The sequence below is a fragment of the Salinigranum marinum genome, from assembly GCF_024228675.1.
In the GTDB taxonomy this organism is placed as follows: domain Archaea; phylum Halobacteriota; class Halobacteria; order Halobacteriales; family Haloferacaceae; genus Salinigranum; species Salinigranum marinum.
The window spans coordinates 40,742-54,580 of record NZ_CP100462.1 but is presented as its reverse complement, the minus strand read 5'-3'; the positions used below and the strand labels follow the sequence as shown (position 1 = coordinate 54,580).

Sequence of the window (13,839 nt, the reverse complement as noted above, 5' to 3'; positions counted from 1 at the left end):
TCGCGATCGGCCCCATCGACGCTCAGTCGTCGACGGGGTTCGAGCCGTAGACGGCCGGGATCCACGTCTGGTCTTCGATCGGCGGGCGCTCGTACTCCCCGCGCTCCTCGCGCGGGGGGAGCTCGATGGGGTCGGGCGTCAGATCCTCGTACGGGATCTGGTCGAGCAGGTGCGTGATGCAGTTGAGCCGGGCGTGTTTCTTCACGTCGGCTTGGACGACGTACCACGGCGCCTCCTCGATGTCCGTGTGTGCGAACATCTCGTCTTTCGCCCGCGAGTACTCCGCCCACCGGGCGCGGGCTTCGAGGTCCATCGGGCTGAGCTTCCACCGCTTTTTCTTGTCCTGGTTCCGCTTGCGGAAGCGCCGCTCCTGTTCCTCGTCGCTGATCGAGAACCAGTACTTGATGAGGATCATCCCCGAACGAACGAGCATCCGCTCGAACTCCGGGCAGGTGCGGAGGAACTCCTCGTACTCCTCGTCGGTACAAAACCCCATCACCTGCTCGACGCCCGCGCGGTTGTACCAACTGCGGTCGAACAGCACCATCTCCCCCTCCGTGGGAAGCCGCTCGGCGTACCGCTGGAAGTACCACTGTCCCTGCTCGCGTTCGGTGGGCTTGCCCAGCGCCTCGACCCGGACGACCCGTGGGTTGAGCCGGCGCATGATCCGTTTGATGACGCCACCTTTCCCTGCGGCGTCGCGCCCCTCGAAGATGACACAGACTTTCAGGTCCTTCTCCTGGATCCAGCGCTGGAGCTTCACCAGTTCTTCTTGGAGGCGGTCGAGTTCGCGCTTGTAGTCTTTCTTCTTGATTTTCCCACTCTTTTTGTACCGAACGTCGGATGGATCCATGTGTCTATGTTCAACATAGTACGTGAGGGAGATTATTAACTGCTCCTCGGCCGACCGGGGAGGAGACTGGCAGCTACCGACGGCAGGAGCGACGAAAGAAGAGCGGAGAGGCTACGGGGGCCTGATCGGGGGGACTCAGACGAGTGAACCGCTCGGGTGGCTGGCCGCGCGAGCGGTGGTCGTCGGAGGCGACTCACCCTGCCTGTCGGTTACGAGAAGAACTCGACGCGGTCGTTCTCCCACTCGCGACGCTCGCGGAGCAGCTTTTCGCCCTTCTCGGTGATCTCGTAGTAGTTCGTGCGTCGGTCGAGTTGCCCCTTCTCGACGTACTCCTGGTCGACGAGCGTGTCGAGGTTCGGGTAGAGGCGGCCGTGTCTGACTTCTTCGACGTCCCGCTCCAGGACCTCCTTGATCTCCTGACCCGACGGCTTCGACTGCGAGGAGATCGCGTACAGGAGGTCCCGCTGAAATCCGGTTAGATTAAACATATGTCAAAATTAGTTACACCCCACCCGTGTTAAGTGTAGGGGTTTCAGGGACTCGCAGTCGAGGAGGTGCGACGCAAGAGGTGAGCCTCGTTCGATATGAAGATCAACTGGTGATTGGGCGACCACAGAATACACGGTCAGTACTTCGTTCGACGGCGACCACGCTCGCCACGGTGTGACCGACCAGTGACAGAGCGGAACCAATCGCGTTTTCACGGTCGCCGTCGGAGAGTCGATAGCCATGAGCGACGACGCCGACGCGCCGACGGTCCCGGTCATCTGTCCCGAGTGCGAGACGACGAGCCGTGTCGCCCTGTCGGACCTGGCCGAGGCGGTCGCCACGCACAACCAGAACCGCCACGACGGCGCGGACGTCGCCCACGTCGACGCCGACATCGTCGACCGGATCGCCGACCTCGCTGCCGAGGACCTGGGACTGACCGACTAGACGTCCCGACCGACCCGGACGCGAACCGTTCTCCGCTCACCACTCGCCGCCGATCCGTGCCCGTGCCCGCTCGTACCCTTGGTGGGTCGTCCACGTCTCGCCCGTGTCGACGTGTTCGACGACGTACCGGGAGCCACACGACCCACACCGCCGACGCTCGGGGTACGTGACGGTCGCCGACGCGCGGTGCCGGGTGGGCGTCCACGAACACCCCTCGCGAGTGCATCCGAGTCGGAGCCGTGGGGCCGCGAAGGTCGGACACCGGATGGGCGCGTCGACCTCGCGTGCGACCCGCCGGAACCGGTCGCCGTGGTCCGACGCGCCGAACCGCTGGTACTCCCACGCGTGGATCAGTTCGTGGCGGACGACGCCCGTGAACGTCGGCCAGCCGTACGCGCGGTAGGCCGCCCACGTCAGCCGGACCGTACACCGCCCCGTCTCCGGGTCGAAGAGACAGGCGCCCGCGCGTCGCTTCGCCCGCTCCGAGAGCTCCCACTCGATGGCGGCGTGGTCGACGTCGAGCGGGACACGCTCGGCGTACGACGCGGCGCGGTCGAGCAACTCTCCCCGGGTCGCTGGGGGAGCCGTCGTGGAGGCCGGCTCGGTCATCGATCGAGCGCCACTGCGAGGGCCACCGATATGAACCCCACGTGACGGCGACCGGATCGAACCCCCGGCAGCACGGCGGCCCTGCCGTCGGACGAAGGCTCGTCCACCGCCGAGAACGGGAGCGAATCCGTGAAGAGACCGCCACGAAGGGAGAGGGGAAAGCCGAAAGGGGAAAGGGAATGCCGGGACGCTCCGCCGGGCGATGGGGCAGCCGATCCGCGACCTGGCGGGACCGCAGGCCGCGACGGACGCGTCACCAAGCGGCAGCCACCGACCGGGTGACGGCTTCCGTTCGACCGCATCGACCAGTCCCGAACTCGGGAGAGTCAGAAGGGGGAAATCGTCTGCCCTCCCACCCTGACACACCGCCCGGACGGACTTATCTAATCGGGTGTTAAAGTGGTTCGCTGACAGGTAAATGGCCTGTTAGTGCCGGCCACAAGCACCGGTTGAGGGGATCGGGGGGCCACGGTCGACCGGGCTACGACGCGGGGTCGATCCCGTCGAGCCACTCGGCGAGCGTCGACGCCACCCGCTCCCAGCCCGTGTCGAGCATCATCGCGTGTGCGACGTCCGGGACGAACGTCGCGTCCGTGTCGAACGCCCGTGCGGTCGCCTCGACCGCCCACGACGGAACGATCGCGTCCGCGTCGGCCCCGAGAACCAGCGTCGGGAGGTCGCTCGGAACGCGACCGGTGACCGCCGGCCCCGTCAGTTCGGCGAGCGCGCGTGGGGACTCCTGCTGGACCCGTCGCGCGTAGGCCTCGACGCGGGCGTCGGGGAGATCCGCCGAGAACAGCGCACGACGCATCACGCGCGGCGACGTCGGCCCGGGCCCGACCGTCTGGAGGAGGCCGAACTGTATCCACGTCGTCGGGTCGCGGAGGGCGAACTCGACCGTCAAGCCGGCCATTCCCTGCGGCGGGATCGCGGCCAGGAGCGCCGCGGCCGGCGCGTCGTACCGCTGGAGGTACCGCTGAACCACGACACCGCCCATCGAGTGTCCGACCAGCACGGGCGGGCGGTCGAGTCGCTCGACGGCCGTGCGGACGTCCGCGACGAAGTCGTCGATCCCGGCGCTCGCGAGGCTCCCGTCGCTGCCCCCGTGCCCCCGGAGGCTCACCGCGTGGGCAGCGTAGCCGCGGTCGGCGAGGGCCGGCAGGAAGTGTTCAGCCCAGCACCAGGCCCCGACGTACGCGCCGTGGACGAACAGAACGGGTGGGGTCGACGCGGCGTCGGCCGGCGATTCGGTCACGAGTTCCAGCCCGGGGAGAGGGGAGGACGTACCAGACACGGGCGGATGTCGGGACCGGGGGATTATGAACGACGCTACTCGGATCGCCCGTCGGGGGCGGGAGCGTGGCCGGTCGCCTCAGCTCTCTCGTCGGTAGAGGACGACGAGCACGGCGACCAACAGCACCTGGGCGACCTTGTCGACGATGTCGATGGTGCCGACGTCGCCGGCGGCGATGTCCGCGGCGTTCACCTGGTACCACAGGACCACCTGCCCGAGCGTGAACAGAGCACCGAGGACGTAGAAGAGCCGGCGGCGGTAGTCGAGGAGGATCGCGGCGATGCCCAGCCCGAACCCGACACCGGCGACGACGAACGCGACGCCGAACGGCGACGGCAGGAAGCTGACACCGAGAACGAGGTGTATCACGCCCGTGATCGCCGCCAAGACGATGCCGACCCAGTGGAGCGTCCCCAGCGATCCGAGTGCCAACGAGGGCCCCTCGTCGCGCGTCGCGCTCGCTTGTGCCATACCTCTACAGTAGGGCCGCACGGACTTTACTCTGTGGCAGTCTGTCGCGCTCCAACGGCCACCGCAGACTGCACGCGGGCGTAGTTCCCCGTCGGGTCGAGGCTACGCCTCCCGGGACCGGTCCAACAGCTTCTCTTCGGCCTTGTGGAGGTGTTCGTGAAACGTCGACGTGGTGATCCCGAGTTCGGCCGCAAGCTCCGCCGCCGTGGCCGTCGCCGGGTGCCGGTAGTAGCCACGCCTCCGGCTCAGCTGAAACACTTCGCGCTGTCGGTGTGACAACCGATCGATCGGGAGCGGATCCGTCCGACGCGCCCGGCTCACGGGCGAGATCGACTCGACGACGATCTCGGCGTCCTCCGCGGTTCGGATCTCGTCGAGTCGCGACCTCACCGCGTCGCGGTCGGCGGTGACGTACAGCCGCCACCGTTCGCGACCCCCCGAGGTGTCACAGGGGGCTGCGTAGGTGAAGCCGCGCGAGGTGAACGCGTCGCTGATCTGCGTCGTCGCGTCGTGTTCGACCAGGAGCTCGCGTGTCGCGTTCCCGGGTCTGGCCGTGTCTGTCCGACAGTAGCCGTCGACCATCGGCATGACTGCCTCGACGGCGGGGTGGCCACGGATCGTCGTGAGCGCCTCCTCGACCGTCGCCCGATCGTCGCCGTAGTGCGTGTAGCGGGTCGTCGCCCGGCCGTCCGCGCGGGGGTAGATACCGTAGCCCAAGAGACCGACGTCGATCCGCTCGCTCACGTTCAGCACCCAGCAACCCGGGTGCCAGAGAGACAGCGTGAGCAGGAGCGCCGACTCCCGCTCGGAGTCCGTGTCACTCATGCGACCGCTACGCCCGTCGGTACATTACCGTTCGCCGGGGGCCCTGCCATAGTAGGGGGTGTGGTTACCCTCCCGATCGGCGTACGGAGTACTGTGATGCGCCTCGACAACGACCCGCAGTACCGCATCGGCGGCGACGGTGAGTGCGTCCACGACCGTCGCTCGTACCTCGGCCAGATGGGCCTGACGGCGATGTTCGAGTGTGAGCAGTGCGGCGGCGTCCTGACCGTCTCGTGCTGACCGCGGTCGGTGAACACGCTCGACGACGACCACCGGGCTATTTGACGCCCACAACCGACCCATCACCGTGGACTGTGCATTCGTCGGAGCGGGCGCCGTCGCCGAGAAGTACGCGGCCGGGCTGGCTGAGTCGTCGCTCCGGCTGACGGCCGTCTGTGACCGCGACGGCGACCGGGCGCGGACCCTCGCTCGCGACCACGACGCCGCGGCGTACACCGATCTCTCGGCGCTTCTCGCGGCCGAACCCGCCCCGCTCGTCGTCAACCTCACCAGCCACGCGGCGCACGCGCCGGTGACCGAACGATGTCTCGACGCCGGGCGGCACGTCTTCTCGGAGAAACCGCTGGCGCTCGATCCGGCGGCCGCCGCCGAACTGGTCGCCGCCGCCCGGGAGCGTGCGCTCGCGCTCGGTTGTGCGCCCATCACTCACCGGTGCGACGCCCAGCGACACGCCCGACGCCTCGTGGCCGATGGCCGGCTCGGCCGCGTCCGCCTCGCGTACGCGACCGCCCACGTCGGCCGCGTGACCGAGTGGCACGACCGCCCCGACTCGTTCCTCGCTGTGGGGCCGCTGTACGACGGCGCGGTCTACCCGCTGTCGCTCCTCGTCGCGTGGTTCGGCCCCGTCGACCGGGTGCGTCGTGCTGACGCCGTCGACGCCTGGCCCTCCGGTGAAAAACGACCGGGACGACCGCCGCACGTCGAGGCCACGATCGAGTTCGCCGCCGGCCCGGTCGTCTCGCTCCGAGCGAGCTTCTACGTCGACCACCGGAGCCGGGAGTTCTACGGCCTCGAACTGCACGGCGACGACGGCACCCTCTATCTCGACGACGCGGGCGCACTGGCCGCAGACCGCGACGCCGTCACGGTCCGCGGGGGCGACCGTCAACCGACCGTCGCACCGCATCCGCAGCCGCGGGCGACGACCCGACATCTCGCTGGCCCGGAACGGCTCGCACGGGCCGTCGAGCGGGGCGAGGCTCCTCGCGGCGGTGCCCGCCGGTCCGCCCACGTCGTCGCCGTCTGTGCGGCGATCGAGGCCGCGGCCGAACGCGGCGAGTCGGTTCCGGTCGAGGGCGACGGTGTGCCCGAACCGAAACGAAGAGACCCGACCGTCCGCCCGCCCGCCGACTCACCGATCCGTTCGGCGCTGCGGCTCCCGCCCGTCGGCTTCGGCTGCTCGCGCTACCGCGACGGCGACTACGTCGACCGGATCGATTCGATCGCGACGGCGCTCGACGCCGGCTACCGCCTGTTGGACTCCGCGGAACTGTACGGCAACGAGTCCCGGATCGGCGACCTCCTCGCCGCACCGAGGTCGCCGGACCGGGAGTCGCTGTTCGTCGTCGGCAAGCCGTGGAACACGAACCACGGCCCCGACCACCTCGCGACCGCCTGCGAGGGCTCGCTTTCCGAACTCGGGATCGACGCGTTCGACTGCTACGCGCTCCACTGGCCGGAGGCGTGGGCCCACCAGGGACCCCTGCGTGCGCTCGCGTCGCGCCCCGTCGCCGAACAGGAGCGGCTGACGTTTCCGACCGACGCCGACGGCGCCCCCGAGCGCGCGAACCACGACCTGGTCGACACCTGGCGACGGCTCGAACGGCTCCACGACCGTGGGTTGACCCGGACGCTCGGGATCTGCAACGTGACGCTCCCCCAGCTCGCGCGGCTGGTCGACGCCGCGCGGGTCCCCCCGGCGCTCGTCCAGGTCGAGCGGCACCCGTTCCGTCCCCGACGGGCGCTCGTCTCGTGGTGTCACGCGCGGGGGATCCGCGTCGTCGCGCACTCGCCGCTGTCCGCCCCCGGCTTGCTCGAAGAGCCGGCCGTGGAATGGGTCGCCGAGGCGACCGGGGCGACACCCGCCGAGGCGGTCCTCGCGTGGAACGTCCAGCGCGGGGTCGTCCCCATCCCGTCGAGTACGGACCCGGAGCACGTCGTGTCGAACCTCGCGGCCGCGCGACTGCGGCTTTCGGAGGCTCACCTCGGGCGACTGGACGCCCTCGCTGACCCCGACTTCGAGCGATGAACGCGACACGAGGGACGCTCCCGGCCCCGCTCTGGCGACGCTGGTGGCTCACCGCCTGCGTCTTCGCGGGCGCGGCTGGCGTCGTGGCGCTCGCCGTGACCCGGGCGTTCGACGCGCGGACGGGCGGGCTGTGGCTCGCGGCGGCCGCGCCCGTCCTCGGATACCAGCTGTGGTTCCTCGCGCGCGTGCTCGAACGCAACCGCTCGCCGGACGCCGACGGCTCGCCCGCGCCCGCGCCGACGCTCGGGGTCGCAAACGGCGTGACGCTCGGCCGCGGCTGGCTGTACGCCGGCGTCGCGGGCTTTCTCCTCGTCGTCCCACCGGTCGGCAGCGCCTGGCGGTGGCTTCCCGTCGTGTGGTACGGGAGCGGCGTGGTCCTCGACTGGGCCGACGGCGCGCTCGCGCGGTCGGTCGGTCGGCGGTCGGAGCTCGGCGAGAAGCTCGACATGGCGTTCGACACGGTGGGCTTTCTCGTCGCCCCCCTCGTCGGCGTCGCCTGGGGGCGGCTCCCGGTGTGGTACCTCTCCATCTCCGCGGCCCGCTACCTGTTCAAAGCCGGGCGGGGCTGGCGTCGGACCCGCGGGCTCGCCGTCTACGACCTGCCGCCGAGCCGCGTGCGCCGCCCGCTCGCGGGCGTACAGATGGCGTTCATCACGGCGGCGCTCGTTCCCGTGATCCCCGCAAGCGTGATCTCTCCCGCCGCGGCCGTCGTCGTCACGCCGTCGCTCGTCGTCTTCGCCCGCGACTACCTGGTCGTGTCGGGGCGGCTCGGGGGCGGCTCGGATTCACAGCCCGCATCGACCGCAGCCGAAGGCTCCGAGGCGTTCCCCGAGCGGTGAGCCACGCCGGAGAGCGGTACGAGCAGATAGTAATGGTGGTTGTCGTGGGGTCGCCGGGGAATCCGTCAGCGACGGGAAGTGCGGGCGGCGACGACCGCTGCCGTGGCCAGCGCGACCAGACCGGCGATCGGCGTGAATCCAGGGAAGGTCGTGCTCGTGGTCCGCGTCCCGGCGGCCGGTGTTCGTGTCGACAACGGCGTCTCGGCGGCCGTCGCGGGAGTCGTCTCTGTCTCCGTCGGCGTCGTGGAAGCTATTGGGCTCGCGGTGGAGGAGTCGGTCGGCGGTGTCGCCGTCGCCGATGATGTAGCCGTCACCGCCGTCGACCCGCTCGGTCCAATGGCGTACACGCCGAAGGTGGGGACGTCCTCCGCGGTGAACTCGGTCTCGCCGTCGTGTGTCGTCTCGTGTGGAATCCAGGCGCCACCGTCGTACCGGTACAACCGGATCTCGTCGGGGGCAAGCCCCCGATTGTCGAGCGTCGACTGCGAGACCGTGAAGCCGACTTCAACCTCGTTGATGTCCTCGGCGGCGACCCCGTCGGCCTCGACGGCGACGTACACGATCGCGGTGTCGAGCCCGGTCACGCTTTCGGGTGGCGTCTCGCTTGCGTCGAACCGGACGGTGGCCGCTGTCACGCTCCGGTCGAAGAAGAACTCGGCGGCAGTGACGGTCGACTCGCCAGCGCTGATCGAGTTCCCGAGGTCGATGTCGTACCGCCTGTTCGCCGCCGCGTCCGACAGTTCGAGCCTCGTCACGCCGTCGTCGACGATCACGGAGTAGTCGAACGACTCTGCGGGACCGTCGCCGCCGTCGTCAGCGGCGTCGCCGTCGCTGGAGTCGTCGGTCGGCTCCGCTGTTGCCGTTGTTGTCGGCGTCGGCGTCCCGCTCACGGAGACCGTCGCGCCGGGCGTGTCGGAGACGGTGTACGACACGCCGTCCTCGTCGCTCACGTCGGTGACGCGGAGCGAGAGCGGCGTTGACCCGGAACCGGTCGCCTCGACGGTGACCGACGCGACCGTCACCGTGCCCGTGTCGGCCGTGTCCGCCCCGGTGGCGACGATGTCCGCCCGCTTTCCTCCATCGAAGACCGCCGTGTTCTCGTACGACGGGCCGCCGGCCGCAGTCGCGGCGGTGACGGTCGCCACGGCTGAATCGCCGACGACTACCTGGAGGTCGTACGAGCCAACTCCGCCGCTCGCGGATTCGACCATGACATCGACCGTCGTCGCGTCGCCGACGTCGAGCGAGCGCGTCTCGGGGACGAGCGACACGTCTATCGACCCCGCCGCGGTGGCGATACCGATCAACCCCGTGGTGAGCGCAATCGCGAGGACGATTCCGACGACGGCGTGTCGTAATCCGAGATGTACTGAACCGATCCGTTTCATTGAGGCCAACTTTGTACAGAGATGGTTAAATTTTTGTTCTGCCGAATGTTGGACTCGGACACGACCGACCGCCGACACGGTGGCGCTCTGACTCGGCCACATATGCCACGAACAACGCAGTTCACCGCGGCCCTCGTCGCATTGCTTCTGACCCTCTCTATCCCTGCGGGAGCAGTCGTCTCTGGCGGCGTGATCGGAGCCGAGACGGGGTCGGCACCGTCGGGGCTCGCCGCACAGACGGAGTCGGCGGCTTCGACTCCGACATCGACGCCAGCACCGACACCGACGCAAACCACGATGCCCACGCCGACAGCGACGCCGTCGTCCACCCCGACGCCCACGCCGACAGCGACGCCGTCGTCCACCCCGACGCCCACGCCGACAGCGACGCCGTCGTCCACCCCGACGCCCACGCCGACAGTCACGCCGTCGTCCACCCCGACAGTCACGCCGGAGACTGATTCGAACGCGACAGAGGAGGCAACTACCACCGGCACGACCACACCGACGCCCACGCCGACGAACGACGCGAACGCGACCGGAGAGGCAACCACCACCGACACGACCACACCGACGCCCACGCCGACGAACGTCACGACGAACGACACGAACGCGACGGGGCTCCCGCCGGTCATCCCGGGGTCCCCCCCGACGGATCTCGACGGTGACGGGCGGTACCAGGACGTCAACGGCGACGGGCAATTGAGCGTCGCGGACACGCAGGCACTTCTCGCCAACCTGAACCGAACGGCAGTGCAGAACAACACGGCGGCGTATGATTACACCGACGACTCCCGGGTCGACGTGGGCGACGTCCAGCGGCTCTTCCGGGCGGTGCTGCAGATCCCGAGCGAGGACCGCGACGGCGACGGCTTGCCCGACGCCTACGAGCGAAACGTCACCGGGACCGACCCGGCCGACGTGGACAGCAACTCGACGGTGAACACCGCGATCACCGGCGACGACGGGCTCATCGACGGGCGCGAGGACCCCGACGGCGACGGGCTGATCAACTACCGGGAGCGACTGCTGGACACCGACCCGTTCGCGAACGATACGGACGGTGACGGACTCCCGGACGCGTTCGAGAGCAGGTACCCGGGGATCGATCCGACGGTCGCCGATACGGACGGTGACGGGACAGCCGACGCGGCCGACGACCTCGACGGCGACGGGCTCTCGACGGGTGACGAGCGCGCGAGGGGGACCGAAATCGGCACGACCGACACCGACGACGACGGTCTCCGCGACGGCCCCGAGGTGAACACCCACGGGACGGACCCGACCGACGAGGACACTGATAGTGACGGGGTGCCTGACGGCGACGAGGTCGCCCTCGGGAGCGACCCGCTGTCGCGGGACACCGACGGTGACGGGGTCTCGGACGATCAAGCGACGTACGACGTGACAATGCCAGTGCCGAACACCACCGCGACGGTTGACATCACCGGTCCGTACACCATCGCCAGCGGCGTCGAGGTCGACCGTGTCTCGCAGACCGACGACGACGAGTTCCGCAAGTCACCGGTCATCCACGTCAAGAACCGGACGCCGATCGACGGCGGGACTGTGCGCTTCGACGTCCCGGACGATCTCGACGGCGACGACCCGGGGAACCTCACGCTGTTGAAGTGGTCGCCGGACGACGACGGGCGCTGGCACGTGATCAACACGACCGTGGCGAACGGCACCGCAACCGCCGAGGTGGACGACTTCTCGTACCTGACGCTGGCGAACGGGAACGAGTTCATTGACCGCATCAGCGTGACGAAACCCACCCGGCCGCGCGGTGGAGGGGACGTAAACCCGGTCGACGCGACGCTGGTAATCGACACGAGCGGGAGCATGTCCGGAGACAAGATCGCCGACGCCAGGCGCGCCTCACGGGAGTTCGTCGACGCGCTCGGGCCGGGCGATCAGGCGTCGGTGATCGGGTTTGACTTCGCGGCCGACACGAAACAGCCGCTCACGAACGACTTTGACGCGGTCCGGTCGAGCATCGCCGGCCTCAGGGCGAGCGGCGGGACAGAAATCGGCTCCGGACTCAGGGAGGCCCGCAGACAACACAACACGAACGGCGTTTCCTCGCACGACCAGGTGATGGTCCTGCTCTCCGACGGGCGGGGCTCCGGCGGCGCGATGGGTCAGGCCCGGCAGGCCGCCGACGAGGGTGTCACGATCAACACCGTCGCCGTCGGGGATAGCGCGGACGAGGATCTGCTCCGGAGGATCGCACTGGAGACCGGTGGTGAGTTCATCACGGTCACCGACTCGACGGATCTCGGCGACGCCTTCGGCGACATCGGGGACCAGGTCAAGTACCAGGACAATGATGAAGGCGTCGGTGACGGGCTGTACGACGTGGCCGAGCGCAACGGGATCTACATCCCCGCCGGTCCGGACATGGGCGATGTCGTCTACAGTGACCCGAACGCGACCGACACCGACGACGACGGGCTGAACGACAGCCAAGAGGTCACCCTGCTTGACCGGAACGACGCGGTCACCGCGGCGGCCGAACGGTTCGTGCCCGAAGACGCCAAGCAGGGCGCGTGGATCGCCGTGGCGACGTCCGACCCGACGAAGGCGAACACCGACGACGCGGGGCTCGGGGACAAGCAGGAACTGGCGAACGGGTCGAACCCCTTCGTCGCCGAGCGGCTGTTCGTCTCGCTGGAGGTAATGACCAGGACGGACGAGAACGGTAACCAGCAGTTCGGCTCCGATACTCAGACCGCCGTTCTCGCGGGCGCGTACACGAAGGACGGCGACATTAGTCGAGGGATTCCGGTGTTGGGGTTCGGTAGCAGCAACGTCCCACCGAGTTGGCTTAGTGGCGAACTCGACGACAACCAACTGCGCGACGGGAAGTCGTATGTGCTGGTGAAGGCGGTCGTACAGAAGCGGATCGCCGGACCGGCCGCCGATCCCATCGACGGCGGCTCGATCGAGCTCACGAACCCACAGAACGGAGCCACCATCCGTGGGGGCTCGACGGTCGAGTTCGACCCCGGGAACGACACGGCGAAAGCCGATCTCGTGATCGAACTCGACGGCGACCTCGCCGAGTACTCCGTCACGCGGCTCGGACAGTTGCAGTTCGTCACCACGATAGACGGCGATAGCCCGTTCGCCCGGGGGACGAGCGGCGGACAGGAGCGGTTCGTAGTCGAGTCGACCCCCTACGGCGTCCGCAACTTCGGGGTCAACCAGGTCAACCAGGTCGTAAACACCGCGGTGCAGAACCTCAAGAACGGAGTGTTGGCAGCGCAGTTCGTCTACAGTCAGTACTACGGCCTCACGCTGAACGTGAACTTCAGGAGTACCACGAAGGAACTGATTTACGAGGCGCTGGACGAGGCGGCGGGACAGATCCGGACTCGTATCGAGAACGCCAAATTCGACGGCGACACGGAGATCAGGAAGGCACGGGGGAACACGCTGGTGTTCGACAAGGTCAGCGAAGACAGCTTCCTCGGGGGGGTATCGGACGGGAGTAGGGTGTACGGCCAGTTCCGCGGTTCGGGAGTGATCAGGGAGAACTGACTGGCCGGCGCGGGCGGGTCAGACCCCCTCGAAACGGACCCGATCGACCCAGCCCGGTACCGGAGCAGGTTCGCCGCTCGCTCGAACCGTGACCGTGACGCGGTCGTCCTGATCGGGAGCGGTCACGCGAGCGTACCGGACCACGTTCGTGTCCGGATTCACGAGTAGAAACCCGGTCGCCGTCGACTCGAACAGCGGCGGGAGTCCACCCCGCTCGCCGATCACGTCGTACCGGACGAGTCGCTCGCCGTCGCGCGTGACCGTTCCCACCTCAGCGTACACCAAGCCCCCGGTGACCCGGTCGGCGACCAGCGGAACGAACGCTCCCCGATCGGCCGTGGTCCCGACGGCGTAAACGGTGTTCCCATCGACGGTGGCGTTCGGTCGGCTGGCCGCCGCCGGGACCTCGCTCGCGGTCCGGTATGTCAGTCTCCGGTAGGTCGTTCCGTCAAGGGTCACCGACTCCGCCACGACCAAGTCGTCGGTCTCGGCACCGGACGGCGGCCGGTACCGCCGAACCGTCGTCCCGTTCCCATGGGTCGACGCCAGGTAGTGGAACGTTCGATCGTCTCTGGTTTCGAGGCTGATTCGGGTTGCATGGGTGTCCGTCGTCTCGGCCATGCCGTCGAACGCGTCAGCGGTGACGCCGCCGACACCGATTTCGGCGGCTGGGTGGGCAAGGCTGGGACCGAGAAGAAAGAACGCTCCGCTCGCTGCGAGAACGACGAGGCCGACACCGAGAGCGACGGCGACCCCCGGATCGGTCCGATCGCCGCCAGGTCGCGTCATATGGCCACCGTATCGAACCG

The 13,839-nt window shown here is 68.7% G+C and carries 14 protein-coding genes; 5 read left to right on the top strand and 9 right to left on the bottom strand.

Translation table 11 applies throughout. The annotated features are described in order from the left end of the window. Positions 1-22 precede the first annotated feature (22 nt). Positions 23-853: a polyphosphate kinase 2 gene (ppk2, locus tag NKJ07_RS20385; RefSeq protein ID WP_318570753.1), complete on the bottom strand. Its 831-nt coding sequence runs from the start codon at positions 851-853 to the stop codon at positions 23-25. 209 nt (positions 854-1,062) lie between these two features. Continuing rightward, complete coding sequence (locus tag NKJ07_RS20380) at positions 1,063-1,341, bottom strand: PadR family transcriptional regulator (RefSeq protein ID WP_318570752.1); 279 nt, start codon at positions 1,339-1,341, stop codon at positions 1,063-1,065. 241 nt (positions 1,342-1,582) lie between these two features. Between NKJ07_RS20380 and NKJ07_RS20375 the strand changes: the two genes are divergently transcribed. Continuing rightward, positions 1,583-1,789 carry a DUF8149 family protein gene (locus NKJ07_RS20375; RefSeq protein ID WP_318570751.1) on the top strand — a complete coding sequence of 69 codons (207 nt, stop codon included), beginning with the start codon at positions 1,583-1,585 and terminating at the stop codon, positions 1,787-1,789. Between the two features lie 36 nt (positions 1,790-1,825). Here the strand turns inward: NKJ07_RS20375 and NKJ07_RS20370 are convergent, their stop codons facing one another. The 4 genes from NKJ07_RS20370 to NKJ07_RS20355 all read right to left on the bottom strand — a co-directional run bounded on the left by NKJ07_RS20370 (position 1,826) and on the right by NKJ07_RS20355 (position 4,988). After that, a complete protein-coding gene (locus NKJ07_RS20370; protein ID WP_318570750.1) occupies positions 1,826-2,398 on the bottom strand; it encodes a SprT-like domain-containing protein in 573 nt (190 codons plus the stop codon). A gap of 481 nt (positions 2,399-2,879) precedes the next feature. Further along, positions 2,880-3,692, bottom strand: a complete 813-nt coding sequence (locus tag NKJ07_RS20365; protein ID WP_318570749.1) for an alpha/beta hydrolase — start codon at positions 3,690-3,692, stop codon at positions 2,880-2,882. A 78-nt stretch (positions 3,693-3,770) separates the two neighbouring features. Continuing rightward, the gene (locus NKJ07_RS20360; protein WP_318570748.1) at positions 3,771-4,163 is read right to left on the bottom strand and encodes a DUF7475 family protein; all 393 of its coding nucleotides are present in this window, start codon (positions 4,161-4,163) and stop codon (positions 3,771-3,773) included. A 102-nt stretch (positions 4,164-4,265) separates the two neighbouring features. After that, complete coding sequence (locus NKJ07_RS20355; protein ID WP_318570747.1) at positions 4,266-4,988, bottom strand: helix-turn-helix domain-containing protein; 723 nt, start codon at positions 4,986-4,988, stop codon at positions 4,266-4,268. Between the two features lie 96 nt (positions 4,989-5,084). Here NKJ07_RS20355 and NKJ07_RS20350 point away from each other — a divergent pair, with 96 nt between their 5' ends. From NKJ07_RS20350 to NKJ07_RS20340, 3 genes are all read left to right on the top strand, one after another. Next, positions 5,085-5,228, top strand: a complete 144-nt coding sequence (locus tag NKJ07_RS20350; protein WP_318570746.1) for a hypothetical protein — start codon at positions 5,085-5,087, stop codon at positions 5,226-5,228. A 67-nt stretch (positions 5,229-5,295) separates the two neighbouring features. Further along, positions 5,296-7,257: an aldo/keto reductase gene (locus NKJ07_RS20345; protein ID WP_318570745.1), complete on the top strand. Its 1,962-nt coding sequence runs from the start codon at positions 5,296-5,298 to the stop codon at positions 7,255-7,257. Continuing rightward, the gene (locus NKJ07_RS20340) at positions 7,254-8,096 is read left to right on the top strand and encodes a CDP-alcohol phosphatidyltransferase family protein (protein WP_318570744.1); all 843 of its coding nucleotides are present in this window, start codon (positions 7,254-7,256) and stop codon (positions 8,094-8,096) included. The genes NKJ07_RS20345 and NKJ07_RS20340 overlap by 4 nt, the downstream gene beginning before the upstream one ends. 65 nt (positions 8,097-8,161) lie before the next feature. Here the strand turns inward: NKJ07_RS20340 and NKJ07_RS20335 are convergent, their stop codons facing one another. Together NKJ07_RS20335 and NKJ07_RS20330 are read right to left on the bottom strand one after the other, a co-directional pair. Beyond that, complete coding sequence (locus tag NKJ07_RS20335) at positions 8,162-9,484, bottom strand: PGF-pre-PGF domain-containing protein (protein WP_318570743.1); 1,323 nt, start codon at positions 9,482-9,484, stop codon at positions 8,162-8,164. Next, positions 9,481-10,119 carry a hypothetical protein gene (locus NKJ07_RS20330; protein WP_318570742.1) on the bottom strand — a complete coding sequence of 213 codons (639 nt, stop codon included), beginning with the start codon at positions 10,117-10,119 and terminating at the stop codon, positions 9,481-9,483. The genes NKJ07_RS20335 and NKJ07_RS20330 overlap by 4 nt, the downstream gene beginning before the upstream one ends. Before the next feature lie 118 nt (positions 10,120-10,237). Between NKJ07_RS20330 and NKJ07_RS20325 the strand changes: the two genes are divergently transcribed. Then, positions 10,238-13,030, top strand: coding sequence for a vWA domain-containing protein (locus NKJ07_RS20325; RefSeq protein WP_318570741.1), 2,793 nt, complete (start codon positions 10,238-10,240; stop codon positions 13,028-13,030). A gap of 18 nt (positions 13,031-13,048) precedes the next feature. On the opposite strand, the gene NKJ07_RS20320 is transcribed toward NKJ07_RS20325, so the two are convergent. After that, positions 13,049-13,819: a hypothetical protein gene (locus tag NKJ07_RS20320; protein ID WP_318570740.1), complete on the bottom strand. Its 771-nt coding sequence runs from the start codon at positions 13,817-13,819 to the stop codon at positions 13,049-13,051. Positions 13,820-13,839: the final 20 nt, after the last annotated feature.

Excerpts from the sequence above, each read along its gene's own strand:
- NKJ07_RS20335 (WP_318570743.1), bottom strand. The coding sequence starts at position 9,484 with ATGAAACGGATCGGTTCAGTACATCTCGGATTACGACACGCCGTCGTC.
- NKJ07_RS20370 (WP_318570750.1), bottom strand. The coding sequence starts at position 2,398 with ATGACCGAGCCGGCCTCCACGACGGCTCCCCCAGCGACCCGGGGAGAG.
- NKJ07_RS20350 (WP_318570746.1), top strand. The coding sequence starts at position 5,085 with ATGCGCCTCGACAACGACCCGCAGTACCGCATCGGCGGCGACGGTGAG.
- NKJ07_RS20375 (WP_318570751.1), top strand. The coding sequence starts at position 1,583 with ATGAGCGACGACGCCGACGCGCCGACGGTCCCGGTCATCTGTCCCGAG.
- NKJ07_RS20360 (WP_318570748.1), bottom strand. The coding sequence starts at position 4,163 with ATGGCACAAGCGAGCGCGACGCGCGACGAGGGGCCCTCGTTGGCACTC.
- NKJ07_RS20340 (WP_318570744.1), top strand. The coding sequence starts at position 7,254 with ATGAACGCGACACGAGGGACGCTCCCGGCCCCGCTCTGGCGACGCTGG.
- ppk2 (WP_318570753.1), bottom strand. The coding sequence starts at position 853 with ATGGATCCATCCGACGTTCGGTACAAAAAGAGTGGGAAAATCAAGAAG.
- NKJ07_RS20330 (WP_318570742.1), bottom strand. The coding sequence starts at position 10,119 with ATGACCGGCGGGAGCCCCGTCGCGTTCGTGTCGTTCGTCGTGACGTTC.
- NKJ07_RS20320 (WP_318570740.1), bottom strand. The coding sequence starts at position 13,819 with ATGACGCGACCTGGCGGCGATCGGACCGATCCGGGGGTCGCCGTCGCT.
- NKJ07_RS20355 (WP_318570747.1), bottom strand. The coding sequence starts at position 4,988 with ATGAGTGACACGGACTCCGAGCGGGAGTCGGCGCTCCTGCTCACGCTG.
- NKJ07_RS20380 (WP_318570752.1), bottom strand. The coding sequence starts at position 1,341 with ATGTTTAATCTAACCGGATTTCAGCGGGACCTCCTGTACGCGATCTCC.